We start from the raw sequence: 19,393 nt of genomic DNA on the forward strand, positions 1-19,393 counted from the left end.
CGTATCGGCCTAAACTCAGCCCACTCCACCCACGCCAAAGCCGCCCATGGACCAACCCGCCGTTGCACTTGTCGCCACCGACGTTCCCGCCCGTACCAAGCCGTCCAACTACCCGGAGCCGTTCTTTTCCCGCATGCAGGGCCGTGAAAAACGCGCCTTGGGCGACGCTTTTGGGCTGGTGAACTTTGGTGTCAACCTCACCCGCATGGCCCCCAATGCCCGCTCAGCGCTGCGCCATGCGCACTCCAAGCAGGATGAATTTGTCTACATCCTGCAAGGCCACCCCACCCTGCTAACCGACGCGGGCCGCACGCTGCTGGCCCCCGGCATGTGCGCCGGGTTCCGGGCCGGTACCGGCAATGGCCACTGCCTGGTCAACGAAACCGCCGAGGAGGTGGTTTACCTGGAGGTGGGCGACCGCAGCCCCGGCGACCAGGGCAGCTACCCCGACGACGATCTGCAGGCCAACATGGTCGATGGCAAATGGGCCTTCAGCCACAAGGATGGCACCGCTTACTGAAAGGCACCCATGTCCCGTGACACCCAATTTACCCACCACAGCGAGGTGGTAGACGGCAATTCCGAGCGGCTGTACACCATCCTCGACAGTGCCGGTACGCATACCCGCACCTCGGTTGGCGTGCTGCAGCCGCCCAAGAATGCGACGGTGGAGTAGGGCGTCAAATAAGCCTCCAGCGCAAATATAACCTGTGCTACAAGCTACTAATTTAATAGCATCACCCCGGCAGCGCATGCGACTTCTTCACCACTGCATGCGCCACGATGGGCAGCGGATAGTCCTTCCCCAGCACCACGCCTGCTGCCTGTAACTCCATCGGTTTGGTGGGTTGCGGTAGGTAGCGGCAGATGAATTTGCCTTCGGGGTCGAACTGTTCGCTCTGGCGGGGGCGCTGAAGATCCGAAGTTAGGGCAGGGTATTGCAGCCGATCTCTGAGAAGGTAACCATGTTCTCAGAGATTTCAGCTTTCTCAAGAAACCGGGCGGTACAGTTTAAGACTGCGTTAAGTGCCGGTAGTTAAGATTTTTTCATGCGGGCAAGCCGTCCCAACCCAGGTCCTACGGCCACGAATATGGAGTCACCACAATGAGTACACACATGGCGATCACCTCGGAAGCAACTCCTATCAATGCGGCTGCAAGCCCCGCAGCAAACGCGGTTGGCAGCACGCTGGACAACATGAACCACCTGGCTTTCAAAAACTTGCGCCAGCACCTGCGTAGCCGAATATTCGGCCAAGAGCATCTGGTGGACAGTCTGTTGATCGCGCTCTTAGCCGACGGCCACCTGATGGTGGAAGGCGCGCCGGGCCTGGCCAAGACAACCGCCATCAAGGAACTGGCGGCGTCGCTGCAAGGCGACTTCCGACGCGTGCAGTTCACACCGGACTTGCTGCCGGGCGATTTGACCGGGACGGACGTTTACCGCCCGGCCACGGGCGAGTTCAGCTTCCAGCCCGGCCCGCTGTTCCACAATATGATTTTGGCCGACGAGATTAACCGTGCGCCAGCGAAAGTGCAGTCCGCCTTGCTGGAAGCGATGGGCGAGCACCAAATCACCGTGGGCGGCAACACCTATCCGCTGCCACAGCCCTTCATGGTCATGGCCACCCAGAACCCGATCGAACACGAAGGCACTTTCCCCTTGCCCGAGGCGCAACTTGACCGCTTCCTGTTGTACGTCCGGATCGGCCATCCCGATGCCACCGCGGAGCGGGCGATCCTCAAGCTGGCCCGCACGCAGGCCACGCGTGCGCTGGATGCGCGGCCGCTGCCTTCACTACGCCTGAGCACGGCGCAGATCCTGGAGGCCCGCCGCCAAGTGCTGGAGATCCATATGAGCCCCGTGGTGGAGGAGTACATCATTCAACTCGTGCTGGCCACGCGCAACCCAGGCGCTTACAGCCAGGCGATGGTGCGCCAGATCAGTTGCGGTGCCAGCCCCCGCGCCACGATTGCGCTCGACCGTTGCGCGCGTGCCCACGCCTGGTTGCAGGGCAACGACTACGTGGCACCGGAAGACGTGCAGGCGGTAGCGGGTGATGTGCTGCGACATCGGGTACTGCTTTCGTTTGAAGCCGAAGCGGACGGCGTGACGCCAGACGCACTCGTGCAGGAACTGCTGCAACTCGTGCCGGTGGTGTGAGATGAAACCGATGGGGCAATGGTTCCGCGCCAGCGCTGCGCCTGCTGTCACTGCGCCGCCGGCGCTGCTCAATGCCGGTACGTGGGCGAGTTCGCAGGATCTCATCGGCTTGCAGCCTTACGCGGGGGCGATCGGGCTGCAGCCGACCGGTGCGGCGCGCGCACGGCGTGCCGGCGAACATGCGTCTCGCTTTCGTGGACGCGGCATGGACTATCGGGAGTCGCGGGGCTACGTCGCAGGCGACGACGTGCGCAGCATGGACTGGCGGGTCACGGCGCGCTCCGGGATTGCGCATGTCAAGGTCTACGAAGAGGAGCGTGAGCGGCCCGTCGTTTTGTTCCTCGATCTCAATCCGGGCATGTTCTTTGGCTCGCGGCGGCAGCTCAAGTCGGTGGTGGCTGCGCGGGCAGCGGCGCTCTTTGCATGGGCGGCGGTAGGCGGCGGTGACCGCATGGGCGCGGTGCTGTCTAACGGCGAGCGCTGCGAACTGCAACCGCGCGGAGGTCGGCACGGTGCCCTGGAAGTGATCCGGCAGGTGGTGAAGCACACCGACCCACGCATCGGCATCGCCGCGCAGGCCGACGCGGGCGCATTGAACGCCGCACTGCACCGGCTGTGCCGGGTCAGTCGACCGGGTAGCCTGACGATTCTCCTGGGCGACTTTTATGGTCTGGACGCGCAGAGCGACAAGCTCCTGCTGCGCCTGCGGCGGCACGGCGATGTGGCGGCCGTGCAGATCGTCGACCCCTTGGAGCAGCAAGCCCCACCAGCGGCCCTGTATGGCGTAGAAAGCAGAGGGCAGCGCACCGTCCTGGATACCCGTTCTGCCGCTGCGCAGCGGGCCTATACCGACTATTTTGGCCGCCACCACGAGGCCGTGGCCGCGATGATGCGACGCCATGGGATTCCGCTGGTGTGGCTCTCCACCGAGAACGATGTCGCCACCGCGCTGCGCGCACATTTCCCCGCTGGCAGCTTTCGGCCCTTGGCGCGACCCTGGGTTCAGCCATCACCAGCGAGGCTTGCGGCATGAACCCCGGTGCGCCACCAGCGCTGCAACTGCGCGACATCCATCTCCCCGCCGCGCCGGGGTTCTGGCCGTTGGCACCGGGTTGGTGGGCCGCCATTGCCTTGCTGGTGCTGTTACTCGTTGGCGTAGCCGTTCTGGTGTGGCGTCGCCACCAGCGCAAACGCGCCGGGCGTGGCGTGCTGCGCGAACTGGCTGCGTTGGAGGCGGGTTTCAGGCAAGCGCCATCCCCTGACAGCCTCGCGCGCATCTCGATGCTGCTGCGCCAGATCGCGCTGGCGCACTTCCCACGGCAGACCGTCTCGCCCTTGTCCGGTGGCGACTGGTTGCGCTTTCTGGATGCGTCTGGCGGCCGCGGGCGTTTCACCGAGGGACCAGGTCGCGTGCTGTCTTCGCTGCCTTACCAGCGTGCACTGCCTGCGAATCTCGATGTGGACGCGTTGATGGCGCTGGTGCATGAGTGGGTCGCGCTGAACCTCGGGAGGACCGCATGACTTTTCAACTCGCCTGGCCCTGGTTGCTGGCCGCGCTGCCCTTGCCGCTGCTGGCCCGCTGGCTCCCCGCGGCACCGGAGCCATCACGGGCCGCGCTGCGATTCCCGTTCCCTGGCGCGCTGCCCTCTGCGTCCGAACGCCAAGCCGCGCCGCACCATCGCGGCCGCCTGGTGCTGGCAGTGCTGGCGTGGATGCTATTGGTGTTGGCCACGGCGCGGCCCCAGCACGTTGGCGACACCGTCCATCTGCCGGTGGTGGGGCGCAACATCATGTTGGCAGTGGACCTGTCGGGCTCCATGCAGACACCCGACATGCGCAATGGCAGAGCGGCCATGAGCCGACTCGCCGCAGTGAAGAACGTGGCGGGTGAATTCATCCAACGCCGCGAGGGTGATCGCCTGGGCCTGATCCTGTTTGGCGACCAGGCCTATCTGCAGACCCCGCTCACACTGGACCGCCCTACCGTGCTCACGCTGTTGAACGAAGCGCAGATCGGACTGGCAGGCCAGCAGACGGCGATTGGCGATGCCATCGGCTTGGCGATCAAGCGGCTGCGCGAAGAACCCGCAGGCAATCGGGTGCTGATCCTGCTCACCGACGGTGCCAGCAACGCAGGCAGCGTCGAGCCCTTGAAGGCCGCCGACCTCGCCGCACAAGAGGGTGTGCGCATCTACACCATCGGCGTTGGGGCGGATGCTGCCGCGTCCAATGGTCCGTTCGTCGCGTTCCAGGGCGGGAATAGCGACTTGGACGAAGGCGCGCTGAAGGCCATCGCGCAAAAGACCGGTGGGCGCTATTTCCGTGCTTCCGATGTCGCGTCGCTCACGCAGATCTACGGCCTGATCGACCAAATCGAGCCAAAGGCACAGGACGCGCAGAGCTGGCGGCCGGTAGAAGAGCTGTATCTGTGGCCGCTCGGCGGTGCGCTGCTGTTGAGCATTTTGGTGGCGCTGTCGGTGCTGCGCGTTGTGCCTGTGCTGCCACTTCGGAGGACGCACCATGCTGAATGACTTCCATTTCATTCGCCCATGGTGCTTGCTGGCCTTGGGTCCGCTCGCCTGGCTGGTGCTGCGCGCAATGGGCTTGCGCAGCCGCGATGACGCGTGGCAGCACGTCGTGGACGCGCAGTTGATGCCTCTGCTGCAGGTGGGGCGGGTCGGCAAAGCCAGCCGCTTGGCGGCCAGCTTGCTCGGCATCGGCTGGTTGATTGCCACTTTGGCCCTGGCCGACCCCACCTGGGAACGTCGGCCCCAGCCGGTGTTCCAGACCCAGGCCGCACGCGTGATCGTGCTGGATCTTTCGCCCTCCATGAACGCGGTGGACCTGAAGCCCTCACGGCTGGTTCGCGCACGCTACAAGGTGGAAGACGTTTTGGCACAGACCAGCGAAGGGCAGACGGGCCTGGTGGCCTACGCGGGCGATGCATTCACGGTGTCACCCCTCACACGCGACGCCAACACCATTCGGTCGCTGCTCAGAGTGTTGGAGCCCGACCTGATGCCTGCACCAGGTGACCGCGCCGATCTGGGGCTTGCCAAGGCCGGGGACCTGCTGCGGCAGGCTGGCCTGCCCAACGGGCAGGTGTTGCTCATCGCGGACGGCATAGCCGCAGCGCGTGCCAGCGCAACCAACGCTGCTGCAGCCCGGCTGCGCAGCCAGGGATACACCGTTTCGGTTCTCGGCATTGGCACCGCAGCGGGTGGGCCCGTGGCCGGCAAGCTTCCCGTGTCACCGCTGGACACCACCACCCTCGAAGCGGTGGCGGCGGCAGGTGGCGGCAGTTATGCAACGATGAGTGCCGACAACGAGGCCCTGCGCGCCTTGTTGAGCGCCGAAAAGCCTGGGCAACAAATCGTGCGCACGCCAACAGACACCAAAGCATCTTCGTGGCACGAACAAGGGCCTGTACTCCTTCTCTTCCTGCTTCCGCTGGCGGCGCTTGCGTTCAGGCGTAATTGGCTTCTCGGGCTGTCGCTGGCGGCTGTGCTTGCCGCGCCGGTGCAATCGGCCGATGCCGCCACCTGGCGTGATTTATGGCAACGCCCAGACCAGCAGGCGGCCACAGCGCTCGCCGCAGGCGACTACGCCCAGGCTGTCAAAGCCGCCGCGGGGACGACCGATGCCGCACTGCGCGGCAGCGCGGAATTCAAGGCCGGTAACTATGCAGGTGCCTTGAACGAGTTCTCGCGTGCCAGCGGGGCGGACGCGGACTACAACCGAGGCAACACCCTGGCCCGCTTAGGGCGCTACCCAGAGGCCGTCGCGGCCTATGACAAGTCGATTGCGGCGCGCTCTGTGAACGACGACGCGCGGGCCAACAAGGCCGCCGTTGAGGCGCTAATGAAGCGCCAGCCACCAAAGTCCGACCCGTCTAAGGGCGGCAACGGCAAAGACGGCAAGGGAGACGACTCGCCCCAAGGCCAGGGCAGCGCCTCGCCGTCCAGCAGCGGCCAACAAGGCAAGAGTGGCCAATCGCAAACCCCATCCGGTGCCGGTGGGCAGGGGGATGCATCGGCAAATCCTGCGCAGCAAGGCAAAACCGCCCCGGCCAGCGATCAACCAGGATCACCGTCGGGCCAACCACCGGGCCAACCATCCGCTGCTGCACCCTCAACGCCGCCACCCCAAGGCCCAGGCAACCCCTTCGCCCAGGCCGCTCAGAAGCTTGACCCGGCAGCGCAGGGCCAGAAGGCCAACGCAAATGGAGTGGCCAATGGCGTACCGGATGCGGGCCAAGCGGGACCAGGCGATGCCCAAAGGGCAGGCCGCAATCCCACAGCGCCAGCCGGCTCCGGCGACGCGCAACCACTCCAAAGCGAGGAGCGACTCGCCGCCGCGCAATGGCTGAGGCGCATTCCAGACGATCCGGGCGGCCTGTTGCGCCGCAAGTTCCTCTACCAATACCGCCAGCGGCAACAACCAGGGGCTTCTGATGACCAGTAATGGCAAGGCTAAGACTCTGCAAGGCGCTTGCGGCATGGCCCGTCCCCAGCAGGGTTTGACCCTGTTGACTTCGCACCATGCCCAATTCCATCGAAGCGGCGCAGCCATGCTGGCCATGCTGGCGATGCTGTGCGCGCTCGGCGCGCCGCTGGCCGCCCATGCGGCTGTGCAAGCCGCAATGGACCGGCAGGTGGCCGGACCGGGTGAGTCCATCACGCTGAGCATCGTCAGTGATGCGGTGGACGATGGCGTGCAGCCCGACCTCACGCCGCTGGACCCCTATTTTCAGGTGCTTGATCGCAGCACCAGCAGTGCAACGTCGATCACCAATGGCCGCCGATCCAGCCAAATGCGGTGGGACATACGCTTGCAGCCCAAGCAAGCCGGGCACCTCGAAATTCCGCCCATCACCGTGGGCGTGGACCGCACCGAGGCGATGGCTTTAGACGTACAGCAGGCATCGCCAGCGCAGCTAGCGGCAGATGAAGCGCATGCTTTCTTGGAGGTGGACGCGAACACCTCAAAGCTCTCACCGTATGTGCAGCAGCAAGTCCCGTATGCGGTGAAGCTGTTTTTCGACAGCAGCGTCATACCCGAAGAGCTGGAACTGCCCAAGCCCGAGAATGCAGCGATCGACCAACTCGGAGCAGACAAGAAATACACCGCTGTCCGCAACGGCCGAACCTACCAGGTGATCGAACGCGACTACGCCATCTCGCCCGAAAAGAGTGGTCCGATGGTGATTGCAGCGCCCATTTTTCGGGGCAAAACTGCGGTAGCCGGTCCGGCGACGAATGGTGCGGATCCCGACGACGATCTGATTGCCCAAGTGTTGTCCAACATGCCGGGCATGCGCAGCGCCTTCGGGGCGGGCTCCCCGTTCGGCACGGATACCCGCCCCATCGAAAGCCAGGGCCGCCAGATCACCCTCAACGTGAAGCCCCGGCCCGCTGGGTTCAAAGGCGACTGGCTGCCCGCCGAGGATCTGACCCTGCAAGACAGTTGGGCCGCCGGAGCGCCGTCTTTCAAAGTGGGCGAACCGGTCACGCGCGTGATCACCCTCCAGGCGAAAGGCGTGGCCGCGTCGCAAATTCCAACGCTGAGCATCGCCACACCGGCCAACGCACGCATCTATCCGGAAACCCCCGTCAACCAAAGCCTCACCGATGGCCAAGTGATCTATGGCAACAGCAAGCAGAGCGTGAGCTACATCCCGACGCAAACGGGCCCCGTGGACATCCCCGCCATCGACATCACCTGGTGGGATGTCGTTCGCAACGCCGAGCGCCACACCACGATTCCCGCCCTCCATCTTCAGGTGGCGGCGGGCGCTGAGGGCGCCCAGTCCAATGCCAACCCACCGGTGGTTGCGCCCGCATCAACTGCGGACGTAAGTGGCGTTGCTAAGAATGCAGCGTCGTCGAAACTCTCGCTGGCGGAGCTTTGGCCTTTTGGCGCGGATTTTGGCGCGGCTCTCCTCGCCGTGTTGGCACTGCTGACCGCCTATGCGGTGTACCGGCACCGAGATCGCGCAGGGAAATCCCCCACCCCCGACGACAAGCCAGCACCACCGCCGAACCAGGCAACGCTGATGCGTGCATTGCGCCAGGCCTGCGAAGCCCATACAGCGCCGCTCGCCGCCGAGGCACTGATGGGCCTCGCACGACTGGCGTGGCCCAACGATCCGCCGCGCGGCCTCGGCACGCTGGCTGCGCGCCTGGAGGCCGGTGGTACCGAAATCCGCGAATTGGATCGTTGCCTGTATGGCGGCGGGCCTGCACGGTGGACCGGCACCGCACTCTGGCAAGCGTTGCAAGGCGGCTTGCGGCCTGTGCAACCGGCAGCCCGGCCGGACGCTACTGGCCTCGATCCGCTGTATCCGGCTACAGCCTTGCCTTAACTCTAGGGACTGGCGACCCAGATCCGCATGCACTGCACACCCGAATTTTTTTGAGAAAAAGGGCTTCTACCGCATATTCCACCTGTGCCACCAGCTATTTATTCAATAGCATCACCCCGGCAACGCATTCGGCTTCTTCACCACCGCATACCGCAGCAAAGTTTTGGTCCGCGCCGCGTCATGCGCCACGATGGGCAGCGGGTAGTCCTTGCCCAGCACCAGGCCCGCCGCCTGCAATTCCATCGGTTTGGCCAGCCATGGCGCGTGGATGGCGGCGTTGGGCAGTTGGGCCAGTTGCGGCAGGTAACGGCGGATGAACTTGCCCTCGGGGTCGAACCGTTCGCTTTGGCTGGTGGGGTTGAAGATGCGGAAATAGGGCTGGGCATCGCAGCCGCTAGAGCTGGCCCATTGCCAGCCGCCGTTGTTGGCAGACAGGTCGAAGTCGTTCAGGTGGGTGGCAAAGTAAGCCTCGCCCCAGCGCCAGTCCAGCCCCAGATCTTTCACCAAAAAGCTGGCCACCACCATGCGCAGGCGGTTGTGCATGTAGCCGGTCTGGTTGATCTGGGCCATGGCGGCGTCCACCAGCGGGTAGCCGGTGCGGCCCTCGCACCAGGCGGCAAACAGGGCTTTGGCGGCCTTGCCGTGCTCCCAGGCGATCTGGTCGTATTCGGGTTTGAAGGCCTCTTTCGCCACGTGCGGGAAGTTGCTGAGAATCTGCGCATAAAAGTCGCGCCACACCAACTCGCTGAGCCACACGCTGGCACCTTGGATGCCTTGCAGGTGCAGCGGGTAGGCGGCCGCCGCCATTTGCCGGATGGACACCGTGCCAAAGCGCAGGTGCACGCCCAGGTAGCTCGGGCCTTTGATGCCGGGGAAGTCGCGGGTCGTGTCGTAGTGCTCCATGCGCTCGAAGAATTCTTCAAACAGCTGCTGGCCGCCGCTCTGGCCGGTGGGCAGCTTCAGCTGGGCCAGGTTGGTGGGCTCAAAGCCCAGCGATTGCAGACTGGGCACAGGCTGAGGATGCGGGCGAGGTGCCAAGCGCACAGCGTATTTTTCAACCGGGTAGGATTTCAGATAGAAATCGTCCACCTTCTTGAGCCAAGCATTCTTGTACGGCGTAAACACCCCGTACGGGCGGCCTTGCTGGGTGAGCAGCTCCTTGCGCTCAAAAATCACGTGGTCTTTGTAGGTGTGCAGCGCAATGCCGAGGTGGGCCAGCGCGCCCAGCACCATGGCATCGCGGGCCAGGGCCTGGGGCTCGTCGTCGTGGTTGGCAAACACGGCCTGGGCGTGAAGTTCCTTGGCCAGCGCCGGAATCGCCTCGCGGGCCACGGCGTGCAGGGTGATCAGGCCGCTGCTGGGCTGCAGGGCGCGCAGAGCGGTGTCCAACTCGGCCACACTGGCCTGGATGAACTCCACCCGGCGGTCGGCGCGGGGCAGGCTGTCCAGAATTTCGGTGTCGAACACAAAGACGCAGTGCACCTGCTGGCAGGACTTGAGCGCGTGGTACAGGGCCGCATGGTCAAAGCTGCGCAGGTCGCGGCGGAACCAGACCAGGCCGGTGGCGAATTCTGGGGAAGGGCGTTCTAGCATTCCACGATGTTAATCGCGTAGTGCTTTGCAGTGGCTGAAAAATTTAAGCTTTTTAGGCCTCTAGCGCAGGTGCTACCTGCGCTGGCAGCTATGTATTTAGTAGTAATAGCGAGAGGACTGCATCAGCATTCCACAATGTTCACCGCCAGCCCGCCGCGCGCAGTTTCCTTGTACTTGGTCATCATGTCGGCCCCGGTTTCGCGCATGGTCTTGATGACCTTGTCCAGGCTCACAAAGTGGCTGCCGTCGCCGTGCAAGGCCATGCGGGCGGCGTTGATGGCTTTGACGGAGGCAATGGCGTTGCGTTCGATGCAGGGGATTTGCACCAAGCCGCCCACCGGGTCGCAGGTCAGGCCCAGGTGGTGTTCCATGCCGATTTCGGCGGCGTTTTCGACCTGCTCGGGCGTGCCGCCCATTACCGCGCACAGGGCGGCGGCGGCCATCGAGCAGGCCACACCTACCTCGCCCTGGCAGCCGACTTCGGCCCCGGAGATGGAGGCGTTTTCCTTGTACAGCATGCCGATGGCGGCGGCGGTCAGCATGAAGTCGATCACCCCGGCGGGCGTGGACGTGGCCACAAAGCGCACGTAGTAGTGCAGTACGGCGGGCACGATACCGGCGGCCCCGTTGGTGGGCGCGGTGACCACGCGGCCCCCGGCGGCGTTTTCTTCGTTCACCGCCAAGGCATACAGGTTCACCCAGTCCAGCACCTGTAGCGGGTCGCGCAGGGCCAGCTCGGGGTTGGCACAGAGCTTGGTAAACAGGTCGGCGGCGCGGCGTTTGACCTTGAAGCCGCCGGGCAGCACGCCCTGGGTGCGGCAGCCGCGCACCACGCAGGCCTGCATCACGGCCCAGATTTTCTGCAGGCCCGCGTCGATTTCGGCATCGCTGCGCCAGTGCTGTTCGTTGCGGCGCATCAGCTCGGCAATCGAAATACCTGCTGCTTTGCACTGGGCCAGCAGCTCGTCGCCGCTGTGGAAGGGGTAGGGCAGCACCGTGGTGTCGGGGGCCAGCACTTTTTGCTTTTCGCCGTCGGCGGCCACCTCGTCGCTGACGATAAAGCCGCCGCCCACCGAGTAGTAGCAGCGGTTCAGCAGTTCGGCACCGTCGGCGTCATAGGCAATGCAGCGCATGCCGTTGGGGTGGAAGGGCAGGGTTTCGCGGCGGTAAAAAGCCAGGTGGTCTTTTTCTTTGAACGCCACCGGGTGCACCCCGCCCACGCGCAGCAAGCCGGTGCTGCGGATGGCCTCCAGCAGGGCGGGAATGGCTTCCACGTCCACGCTTTCCGGGTCATGGCCTTCCAGGCCCAGCAAGACCGCCTTGTCGGTGCCGTGGCCTTTGCCGGTGGAGCCCAGCGAGCCGTACAGCTTGACTTCTACCTTGGCGCAGGCGCCCAGCAGGCCCTGGTGGGCCAGCCGCTCGGTGAAGATGCGGGCGGCGCGCATGGGGCCCACGGTGTGCGAGCTGCTGGGGCCAATACCGATTTTGAAGATGTCGAAAACACTGACGGCCATGGTGGAGTTTCTCTTTTTACCGCTGTGCGGTTTGGTAATCGGGGTGGACGAAATACGGTGCGTCTGACCGTGGCAGGGCGGCTTTGCCGCGTATCACGTCGGCCATCTTCTCGGCCATCATGATGGTGGGGGCGTTCAGGTTGCCGCTGACCACGTCGGGCATGATGGACGCGTCCACCACCCGCAGGCCCGCTATGCCGTGCACGCGGCCCGCGCCGTCGGTGACGGCCATGTCGTCAGTACCCATGCGGCAGGTGCAGGACGGGTGCAGGGCGCTTTCGCCGTGCTCGCGGATATGGGCATCGATCTCGGCATCGGTTTGCACGTTGTCTTTGGGCGATACGGCATCGCCCCGGTATTTGTCAAACGCGGGCTGGTGGAAGATTTCACGTGTCAGGCGGATGCCGGCGCGCATTTCCTTGCGGTCCTGCTCGGTGGCCATGTAGTTGAACAGGATGCGCGGCGCGTCCTTGGGGCTGGCGGTTTTCAGCGTGACGGCACCCCGGCTGGTGGGGCGCATCGGCCCCACATGGGCCTGGAAGCCGTGGAAGCTGGCGGGCGCGCTGCCGTCGTACTGGATGGCCATGGGCAAAAAGTGGTACTGCAAATCGGGGTGCTTCACGCCCGCCGCGCTGCGGATGAAACCGCCCGACTCAAAGTGGTTGGTGGCCCCCAGGCCCGTGCCCTTGAGCATCCATTCCGCACCAATCTTCACCTTGGCTACGGGGTTCATGGCGCTGTACAGGGTGATGGGCTCCTTGCACTCGTACTGCACATAGGTTTCCAGGTGGTCTTGCAGATTCGCCCCCACACCGCGCAGCGCGGCGACTATGGGGATGCCCAGTTTGCGCAGGTCGTCTGGGTTGCCCACGCCCGAGAGCATCAGCAATTGCGGCGAATTGATGGCGCCGCCGCACAAAATCACTTCGCGCTTGGCACGGATCAGGTCGGTGCGGTGGCCGTTGACCACCTCTACGCCCACGGCGCGCGGCGGGCTGGTTTCTGGCTCGAAAGCCACCTTGGCGACTAGCGCGCGGGTGCGCACCTGCAGGTTGGGGCGCTTCAGGGCCGGGCGCAGGTAGGCCATGGCGGTGCTCCAGCGGCGGCCCTTGTGCACGGTCATATCCATCGGGCCCAGGCCTTCCTGGCGGTAGCCGTTCATGTCTTCGGTGCGGGTGTAACCGGCTTGCTGCCCGGCTTCGATAAACGCGTTGTACAGCGGGTTGATGCAGGCACCCGTGGACACATTCAGCGGGCCGCTATCGCCCCGGTAGGCATCGCCGCCCTTGCCGCGGGTTTCGGCCTTGCGGAAGTAGGGCAGGCAGTCGGCATACGACCAGTTTTCCAGCCCTTTGTACGATGCCCAGCCCTCGTAGTCCAGCGCGTGGCCGCGGATGTAGACCATGCCGTTGATGCTGGACGAGCCACCCAGCACCCGGCCACGCGGGCAGTACATGGTGCGGTTGTTCATGTACGGGTCGGGCTCGGAATGGTAGAACCAGTTGAACTTGTCGTTGGCCAGCGGGTAGGCAAAGGCCGACGGCATGTGGATGAAGATGCTGCGGTCACCCGGCCCGGCTTCGAGCAGCAGCACGGTGACATCGGGGTCTTCGGTCAGGCGGTTGGCCAGCACGCAGCCCGCCGAGCCTGCGCCGACGATGATGTAGTCGAAATTTTCAGTAGACATTTAGCGGTATCCGCAGGCGACTTCGCCCAGTTCGACGTACACGGTTTTTAGCTGGGTGTAGTGCTCCAGCGCGACCATGCTGTTTTCGTGGCCGATGCCGGACTCGCCCGCGCCGCCGAAGGGGATTTCGATCGGCGTGATGTTGTAGTTGTTGATCCAGCAAATGCCGGCTTTCAAGCGCGCCGCCACGCGGTGGCCGCGGGCACCGTCGCGGGTGAACACACCTGCGGCCAGGCCAAAGCGGGTGGCGTTGGCGCGCTGCACCACTTCGGCCTCGTCATCAAATACCAGCAGGGCCATCACCGGGCCGAAGATTTCCTCTTGCACGATGGCCATACCGTCGGTGCAGTCGGCAAAGATGGTGGGGGCCACAAAATTGCCGTTCTCGCAGCCCGCCACCTTCACGGGCGTGCCGCCGCAGACCAGCGTGGCACCGCCCGCCACGCCTTGCGCCACGTAGCCCAGTACCTTATCGCGGTGGGCGGCAGAAATGAGCGCGCCGACCTCCGTGTCGGGGTCGGTCGGGTCGCCCACGCGCAGCAGCAGGGTGCGTTCTTTCAGGCGGGCCAAAAACTTGTCGGCAATGCCACGCTGTACGAACACGCGGGTGCCGTTGGTGCAGATTTCGCCCTGGGTGTAGAAGTTGGCCATCATGGCGGCGGTCACGGCCTGCTCGAAGTCGGCATCGTCAAAAACGATCAGGGGCGACTTGCCGCCCAGCTCCATGGTCACCCGTTTCAGGGTGGCGGCGGCGCTGGCCATCACGCGTTTGCCGGTGGGGATGGAGCCGGTGACCGACACCTTGGCCACCCCCGGGTGGGCCGCCAGCAGCGCGCCGGTGGTACCACGGCCTTGCAGCACGTTGAACACGCCGGGGGGCACGCCGGCTTCCAGGTAGATCTCGGCCAGCTTCACAGCGGTCATGGGCGTGAGCTCGGACGGCTTGAAAATCATCGCGTTGCCCGCCGCCAGGGCGGGTGCAGACTTCCAGCAGGCGATCTGGATCGGGTAGTTCCACGCGCCAATGCCCACGCACACGCCCAGCGGCTCGCGGCGGGTGTAGGCGAAGGCGTTTTTCAGCGGGTACTGGGCACCGGCCAGGGTGGCCGCCGCCCCGGCAAAGTATTCGATGCAATCGGCCCCGCTGGCCACATCGACCACGCAGGCCTCTTGCCAGGGTTTGCCGGTGTCTTGCACCTCGATGGCGGCCAGCTCGTCGTTGCGCTCGCGCAGCAACTGGGCGGCGCGGTGCAGGATGCGGCCACGCTCGGTGCCGGTCATGGCCGACCAGATGGCAAAACCCGCTTCGGCTGCCGCCACGGCGGCGTTGACATCGGCCTCGGCGCTGTCGTGCACCCCGGCGATCACGCTGCCGTTGGCGGGGTTGATGGTGTCAAAACGTTCGCCGCTGCCGTGCACGGGCAGACCGTTGACGAAGCTGGGGATCAGGGATGCAGTCATAGAAAAATCTCAAAAAAATATCAGCGCAAAACCACGGTCTTCATGCCGTTGATGAAAACCCGGCGCTCTAAAACGAAACGCAGCGCGCGCGACAGCACCAGGCTTTCGACCAGGCGACCGGCTTGCGATAAATGCTGGGGGGTGTCGGCGTGGTCTACGCGTTCCACCGACTGCTCGATGATGGGGCCTTCGTCCAGGTCGGTGGTGGCAAAGTGGGCCGTGGCCCCGATGAGCTTCACACCCCGGTCGAAGGCCTGCTGGTAGGGCTTGCCGCCCTTGAAACCCGGCAGGAAGGAATGGTGGATGTTGATGACGCGGCCATGCAGCTCGTGGCACAGCGCTTCGCTCAACACCTGCATGTAGCGGGCCAGCACCACGTACTCGGCATCGGTGTCCAAGATCAGCTGCTTGAGCTTGGCTTCTTGCGCGGGCTTGGTGTCGGCGGTGATGGGCAGGTGGTGGAAGGGGATGCCTTCGGCCGCCGCCAGCGGTGCCAGGTCGGCATGGTTGGAGACGATGGCCACGATGTCCATCCGCAGTTCGCCGCGCCGCCACTGGGCGATGAGCTCGCGCAGGCAGTGGTCGAACTTCGACACCATGATCAGCACGCGGGTGGGCTCGGCCAGGTCGTGCACCTGCCACTGCGCCTGCGGAAAGCCTACCGCCAGCTCGGAAAACGCGCTGTGCAAGGCCTGCACCGAACTGGTCAGGCTGAACACGCTGCGCACGTAAAAGCGCTCGGTGCTGTGGTCGTCAAACACCGAAAACTGCTCAATATAGGCACCGTGGGCGTTGAGCAGGGCCGACACGGCAGCAACCTGCCCCTGGTCGCTGCCGCAGGCGAGGTTCAGGCAGTAGTGGGTGGCTTGGGCGGTGGTCATGGGCGGGGAATGCTAAATAGGGGGAACTGCACCATTCCCGCACACGCGGGAATGGAGAGGGTAGCGCTGGTTTATTTCAGTGCCGCGGTGACTGCAGGCAGGCCGTCTTTGCCGTCAAAGGTTTTGACACCTTTGAGCCAGCCGTCCAGCACGCCGGGGTTCTTCTTCAGGTAAGCGCGGGCGGCATCTTCGGGCTTGGCTTTGTTGATGATGTCGACCATCACCACGTTCTCGATGGCGGTGGTGAACTGCAGGTTTTTCAGCAGCGTGGCCACATTCGGGCAGCGGGCTTCGTAGCTGGGAGGCACAGCGGTGAAGACCTTGGACTCGCCGTAGTTGGGGCCGAAGCCGCTGGCATCGCCGCCTTCGAGGTACTTCATCTTCATCTGCACGTTCATGGGGTGTGGCTCCCAACCCAGGAAGACGATGGCCTTGTTGGCCCGGCCTGCGCGCTGCACTTCGGCCAACATGCCGGCCTCAGAGGACTCGACCATCTTGAAGCCTTTGAGGCCGAACTCGTTTTTGTCGAGCATGCCCTGGATGATCAGGTTGCCGTCGTTGCCGGGTTCAATGCCGTAGATTTTGCCGTCCAGCTCGGTTTTGAACTTGGCGATGTCGGCAAAGCTCTTCAGGCCCTTGTCGTACAGGTAGGCGGGCACGGCCAGGGTGTACTTGGCACCGACCAGGTTGGGTTGCTCCAGCACCTTGATTTGCCCAGCCTTGATAAAGGGCTCGATGATCGGCGTCATGGTGGGGTTCCAATAGCCCAGGAAGGCATCAATCTGCTTGGACTTGATACCCGCAAAAGTGATGGGCACCGAAGCAATCGTCACTGTGGGCTTGTAGCCCAGGCCTTCCAGTACCACCGAAGCCATGCCGGTGGTAGCGGCGATGTCGCTCCAGCCCACGTCGGCAAAATGCACGGCCTTGCAGCTGGCGGGCTCGGCGGCCAAGGCCAGTTGGGCGCACAGAGAGGCGGCAGCCACAACGGAAAGTTTCGCGGCAAGTTTCAATTTCATGACCAGTTCCTTCAAAAATGAGGGGTTGCACCAAACGACGACACCCCCGGACTTTCACAGGTTGACACGCCGGAACTTGGCTAAGAACGACGCGGAGTTGTTCCAGGGCGGCAGTGCCTGAAAACAGGTAAAAATCCGGGCACAAAATAGGCTACTAGCGCATATTCAACCTACGCTGACAGCTATCATTTCTATAGTAAACAATGGCGTGGATGCTAGAGGCTGTTTCCAGCGCACTGCAGCACCCAGGCGGCAAACGGGGCTAGCAGGCCATCGGCGCGGGCCTCTACCGTAGCCAGCAGGGGCTGCCAGCCGGTGGGCGGCGTGTACTTTTGGGGGCTGCCCGAAAAGTTGAGCACCGTTAGCGTGTGCGGGGTGGCCAGGGTGATTATTTCGGTAGCCGGGTCGACGGCCACCTGCACCTGGTCGCGCTGGCGGGGGCCGAGCTGGCCGCTGCGTTTGAGGGCGATGAGCTGGCGGTACAGCGCCAGGATGGCCTGGTTCTGCGGCGCATCCAGCAACGCCCATTGCAGTTTGGATGCCTCAAACGTGCTGCGCGCATGCGGGTCCGGTGGTTCGATGCCATCCGCATTGTCAAAGGCAAAGTCCGCCTTGCGGCCCGCGCGCACGCCGTCGATCAGCGGCTGGTCGCTAAAGTCTTCAAAGAACAAAAACGGCGCCGTCTCGCCGTACTCCTCGCCCATGAACAGCATGGGCACAAATGGGCTGGCCAACACGGCGGTAATGCCCAGCAACGCCTTGGCCCGGCCATGGGTGGCTAGCATGCGGTCGCCCAGCAGGCGGTTGCCGACCTGATCGTGGTCCTGGATGTGCACCACGTGCTCACTGCCCTGGGTGCTGGCCGCGTCGGTGCCCAGAAAGTATTTGTAGACCTGGTCAAAGCGCGTGCCGTCCAGCACAAAGCCGTCGCGCAGGGCCTTTTCCACATCGGCCAAGCTGCCGAAGTTGGCATAGTGGCGGGCGGTTTCGCCGGTCAGCTTGGCAAACACGGCGTGGTTCAGGTCGTCGTTCCACTGGGCGTGGTAGCCAAAGCCCTGCTCGGAGGTCACAAAACGGTTGTTGCGCAGGTGCTCGGCAACCATCAGCACCTCGCGGCCCTGGGCCTGGCCGATGCGGCGGGCCAGATCGGTGCATTCGCGCAGGATGTGCACCGGCATCACGTCAAAAATCAGCGACACCGCGTCCATGCGGAAGCCGTCAAAGCCGATGTCTTCGAGCCAGTAACGGGCGTTTTCCAAAAAGAATTCGCGCACACCGTGGTTGTATTCGCCGTCGAAGTTGATGGCCGCGCCCCAAGGCGTGGCGGCGCTCTTGGTGTAGGGCGCAAAGGCCCCGGTGTAGTTGCCTTCGGGACCGAAATGGTTGTAGACCACGTCCAAAATCACGGCCATGCCGTGCTGGTGCGCGGCTTCGATGAAGGCCTTGAGGTCGGCGTAGCTGCCGTAGGCTGCGTGCAGCGCAAACAGGCACACGCCGTCGTAGCCCCAGTTGCGCTCGCCCGGAAAGGCGGCTAGCGGTAGCAGCTCGATGGCGGTGATGCCTAGGTCGCGCAGGTAGGGCAGCTTGTGCTGTGCGGCCGCCAGCGTGCCCTCGGGCGTGAAGGTGCCTATGTGCAGCTCGTACAGGATGGCATCTTCCATCTTCACGCCGGTCCAGCCAGGACTGTGGGCGGGCATGGCATCCACCACCATGGACGGGCCGTGCACGCCCTGCGGTTGGTAGTGCGATGCCGGGTCGGGAAAGCGTTGGCCGTCCACCTCCAGCCAGTACAGCGTGCCGGGCGCAAGCCGGTCGGTGCTGCCGTGCCAATAGCCCAGCGGGTCGGCGGTCAGGTCGATGCGGCTGGGGGGCTCGACCAGCAGCACGCTGAGGCGGGTTTTCAGCGGGGCAAACACCCGGAATGCCGAGCGTCCATCGGCGGTAATGTAGTGGCCTATGGCTGCCATTGTGGGGTCTCCAGATTGTGAAAACGATGGTAGCACCGGGGTTTGACAGCTCTAAAAGCGGCTGCCACAGGCACCGGGCCGATAGAATGGGTTGTAAACAAAAAGATACACACTATGGGTCTGCGACTTAAATTCAATCTGGTGTTGGTACTGGTTTTTCTGGCGGGTTTTTTGGCTGCAGGAGCGGTGTCGCGCCAGCTGTTGCAGGACAACGCCCGTGACGAAGTGGTGCGCAATGCCCGCCTGATGATGGAAACCGCCGGGGCGGTGCGCAACTACACCATTACCCAGGTGCAGCCGCATTTGCTCAAGCAGCTCGAAGAGGTGTTTTTGCCGCAAACCGTGCCTGCCTACGCGGCCACCGAAACCCTGAACCAGCTGCAAAAGAACTACCCCGAATACAGCTACAAAGAGGCCGTGCTTAACCCCACCAACCCGCGTGACCGCACGGCCGACTGGGAGGCCGATGTGGTGAACGAATTTCGCCAGCACGAAGGGGTGCGTGAAGTGGTGGGCGAGCGTCCTTCGCTCACCGGGCGCAGCCTGTATATCGCCAAGCCGATCCAGATCACTAACGGGGCCTGCCTGCAGTGCCACAGCGTGGCCGCCGCTGCGCCGCCCACCATGCTGAAGATCTACGGCGCGGCCAATGGCTTTGGCTGGAAGCACAACGAAATCGTCGGCGCCCAGGTGGTGTCGGTGCCGATGGAGGTGCCTCTGGCCCATGCCGACCGGGCCTTTAC

General features: G+C 64.1%; 15 protein-coding genes and 1 pseudogene. 9 read left to right on the plus strand and 7 right to left on the minus strand.

Translation table 11 applies throughout. The features are described 5' to 3' along the window. The first annotated feature begins 46 nt into the window (after positions 1 to 46). From ABI213_RS14465 to ABI213_RS14500, 8 genes and pseudogenes are all read left to right on the plus strand, one after another. Complete coding sequence (locus ABI213_RS14465; protein WP_348005420.1) at positions 47 to 520, plus strand: cupin domain-containing protein; 474 nt, start codon at positions 47 to 49, stop codon at positions 518 to 520. Positions 521 to 547: 27 nt separating this feature from the next. Next, positions 548 to 676: pseudogene (locus ABI213_RS14470) on the plus strand (RidA family protein); the annotation flags it as partial. Between the two features lie 522 nt (positions 677 to 1,198). Beyond that, positions 1,199 to 2,164 carry a MoxR family ATPase gene (locus ABI213_RS14475; protein ID WP_348005426.1) on the plus strand — a complete coding sequence of 322 codons (966 nt, stop codon included), beginning with the start codon at positions 1,199 to 1,201 and terminating at the stop codon, positions 2,162 to 2,164. A 205-nt stretch (positions 2,165 to 2,369) separates the two neighbouring features. Next, positions 2,370 to 3,197: a DUF58 domain-containing protein gene (locus ABI213_RS14480; RefSeq protein WP_348005421.1), complete on the plus strand. Its 828-nt coding sequence runs from the start codon at positions 2,370 to 2,372 to the stop codon at positions 3,195 to 3,197. After that, positions 3,194 to 3,685, plus strand: a complete 492-nt coding sequence (locus tag ABI213_RS14485) for a DUF4381 domain-containing protein (RefSeq protein WP_348005422.1) — start codon at positions 3,194 to 3,196, stop codon at positions 3,683 to 3,685. Before ABI213_RS14480 ends, ABI213_RS14485 begins: the two co-directional genes overlap by 4 nt. Next, positions 3,682 to 4,695: a VWA domain-containing protein gene (locus ABI213_RS14490; RefSeq protein WP_348005423.1), complete on the plus strand. Its 1,014-nt coding sequence runs from the start codon at positions 3,682 to 3,684 to the stop codon at positions 4,693 to 4,695. Before ABI213_RS14485 ends, ABI213_RS14490 begins: the two co-directional genes overlap by 4 nt. Continuing rightward, on the plus strand, positions 4,685 to 6,628 hold the full coding sequence (locus ABI213_RS14495) for a VWA domain-containing protein (RefSeq protein WP_348027632.1): 1,944 nt from the start codon (positions 4,685 to 4,687) through the stop codon (positions 6,626 to 6,628). Before ABI213_RS14490 ends, ABI213_RS14495 begins: the two co-directional genes overlap by 11 nt. A gap of 34 nt (positions 6,629 to 6,662) precedes the next feature. Then, the gene (locus ABI213_RS14500) at positions 6,663 to 8,528 is read left to right on the plus strand and encodes a BatD family protein (RefSeq protein ID WP_348027634.1); all 1,866 of its coding nucleotides are present in this window, start codon (positions 6,663 to 6,665) and stop codon (positions 8,526 to 8,528) included. 111 nt (positions 8,529 to 8,639) lie between these two features. Here the strand turns inward: ABI213_RS14500 and ABI213_RS14505 are convergent, their stop codons facing one another. The 7 genes from ABI213_RS14505 to treZ form a co-directional block, all read right to left on the minus strand. Beyond that, positions 8,640 to 10,121 carry a deoxyribodipyrimidine photo-lyase gene (locus ABI213_RS14505; protein WP_348027636.1) on the minus strand — a complete coding sequence of 494 codons (1,482 nt, stop codon included), beginning with the start codon at positions 10,119 to 10,121 and terminating at the stop codon, positions 8,640 to 8,642. 122 nt (positions 10,122 to 10,243) lie between these two features. Beyond that, positions 10,244 to 11,635, minus strand: a complete 1,392-nt coding sequence (locus tag ABI213_RS14510) for an L-serine ammonia-lyase (protein WP_348004977.1) — start codon at positions 11,633 to 11,635, stop codon at positions 10,244 to 10,246. A 16-nt stretch (positions 11,636 to 11,651) separates the two neighbouring features. After that, a complete protein-coding gene (gene betA, locus ABI213_RS14515) occupies positions 11,652 to 13,322 on the minus strand; it encodes a choline dehydrogenase (protein ID WP_348004978.1) in 1,671 nt (556 codons plus the stop codon). Continuing rightward, complete coding sequence (betB, locus tag ABI213_RS14520; protein WP_348004979.1) at positions 13,323 to 14,783, minus strand: betaine-aldehyde dehydrogenase; 1,461 nt, start codon at positions 14,781 to 14,783, stop codon at positions 13,323 to 13,325. A 20-nt stretch (positions 14,784 to 14,803) separates the two neighbouring features. Next, a complete protein-coding gene (gene purU / locus ABI213_RS14525; RefSeq protein ID WP_348004980.1) occupies positions 14,804 to 15,664 on the minus strand; it encodes a formyltetrahydrofolate deformylase in 861 nt (286 codons plus the stop codon). A 71-nt stretch (positions 15,665 to 15,735) separates the two neighbouring features. Then, positions 15,736 to 16,683: a choline ABC transporter substrate-binding protein gene (locus ABI213_RS14530; RefSeq protein WP_348004981.1), complete on the minus strand. Its 948-nt coding sequence runs from the start codon at positions 16,681 to 16,683 to the stop codon at positions 15,736 to 15,738. Positions 16,684 to 16,898: 215 nt separating this feature from the next. Further along, positions 16,899 to 18,650 (minus strand): malto-oligosyltrehalose trehalohydrolase, encoded by a 1,752-nt coding sequence (treZ, locus tag ABI213_RS14535; protein WP_348004982.1) that lies wholly within the window; start codon positions 18,648 to 18,650, stop codon positions 16,899 to 16,901. 114 nt (positions 18,651 to 18,764) lie between these two features. Between treZ and ABI213_RS14540 the strand changes: the two genes are divergently transcribed. Continuing rightward, positions 18,765 to 19,393: DUF3365 domain-containing protein (locus tag ABI213_RS14540; protein ID WP_348027638.1), on the plus strand; the 629-nt coding region annotated here is incomplete at its 3' end.

The organism is Rhodoferax sp. (assembly GCF_039922535.1).
Classification (GTDB): domain Bacteria; phylum Pseudomonadota; class Gammaproteobacteria; order Burkholderiales; family Burkholderiaceae_C; genus Rhodoferax_B.

Coding starts and splice junctions, on each gene's coding strand:
- ABI213_RS14465 (WP_348005420.1), top strand. CDS start 47: ATGGACCAACCCGCCGTTGCACTTGTCGCCACCGACGTTCCCGCCCGT.
- ABI213_RS14475 (WP_348005426.1), top strand. CDS start 1,199: ATGAACCACCTGGCTTTCAAAAACTTGCGCCAGCACCTGCGTAGCCGA.
- ABI213_RS14480 (WP_348005421.1), top strand. CDS start 2,370: ATGGACTATCGGGAGTCGCGGGGCTACGTCGCAGGCGACGACGTGCGC.
- ABI213_RS14485 (WP_348005422.1), top strand. CDS start 3,194: ATGAACCCCGGTGCGCCACCAGCGCTGCAACTGCGCGACATCCATCTC.
- ABI213_RS14490 (WP_348005423.1), top strand. CDS start 3,682: ATGACTTTTCAACTCGCCTGGCCCTGGTTGCTGGCCGCGCTGCCCTTG.
- ABI213_RS14495 (WP_348027632.1), top strand. CDS start 4,685: ATGCTGAATGACTTCCATTTCATTCGCCCATGGTGCTTGCTGGCCTTG.
- ABI213_RS14500 (WP_348027634.1), top strand. CDS start 6,663: ATGGCCCGTCCCCAGCAGGGTTTGACCCTGTTGACTTCGCACCATGCC.
- ABI213_RS14505 (WP_348027636.1), bottom strand. CDS start 10,121: ATGCTAGAACGCCCTTCCCCAGAATTCGCCACCGGCCTGGTCTGGTTC.
- ABI213_RS14510 (WP_348004977.1), bottom strand. CDS start 11,635: ATGGCCGTCAGTGTTTTCGACATCTTCAAAATCGGTATTGGCCCCAGC.
- betA (WP_348004978.1), bottom strand. CDS start 13,322: ATGTCTACTGAAAATTTCGACTACATCATCGTCGGCGCAGGCTCGGCG.
- betB (WP_348004979.1), bottom strand. CDS start 14,783: ATGACTGCATCCCTGATCCCCAGCTTCGTCAACGGTCTGCCCGTGCAC.
- purU (WP_348004980.1), bottom strand. CDS start 15,664: ATGACCACCGCCCAAGCCACCCACTACTGCCTGAACCTCGCCTGCGGC.
- ABI213_RS14530 (WP_348004981.1), bottom strand. CDS start 16,683: ATGAAATTGAAACTTGCCGCGAAACTTTCCGTTGTGGCTGCCGCCTCT.
- treZ (WP_348004982.1), bottom strand. CDS start 18,650: ATGGCAGCCATAGGCCACTACATTACCGCCGATGGACGCTCGGCATTC.